Raw genomic sequence first — 487 nt, forward strand, 5'->3', positions numbered from 1 at the left:
TGCGGTTGTTGTCAGCATCTGCCACATAGACATTGCCGGATGAGTCCACAGCCACGCCGCGGGGGCTCTTAAACTTTGCCGCTGTGCCGGTGGCATCCTCATAGCCTGACGTTTTGCCGGCCAAGGTGCTTACCATCCCCGCCAGCGTGATTTTCCGGATGCGGTAGTTGAATTGATCTGCCACAAAGACATTGCCGGATGAGTCCACAGCCACTCCGGTGGGGTGGTCAAACTGTGCTTCTGTGCCGGTGCCATCCGCAAAACCCGGTTTGCCACTGCCGGCAAGGGTGCTTGCCACCCCCGCCGGCGTGATTTTCCGGATGCGACTGTTGCCACGATCTGCCACAAAGACATTGCCGGATGAGTCCACAGCCACGTTGCGGGGATGGTTAAACTTCGCATCTGTGCCGGTGCCATCCACAGAACCCGGTGTGTCAGTACCAGCTATGGTGGTTACCACCCCCGCCGGCGTGATTTTCCGGATGCG

At 59.1% G+C, this 487-nt stretch carries 1 protein-coding gene; it reads right to left on the reverse strand.

What is annotated here, in order from left to right; translation table 11 throughout:
* Positions 1 to 487, reverse strand: a 487-nt coding sequence (locus S1OALGB6SA_RS06385; RefSeq protein ID WP_503465876.1) for an NHL repeat-containing protein, incomplete at both ends; no start/stop codon positions are given.

Origin of the sequence: Olavius algarvensis spirochete endosymbiont (assembly GCA_900608495.1) — a bacterium.
GTDB lineage: Bacteria > Spirochaetota > Spirochaetia > DSM-2461 > DSM-2461 > UBA2779.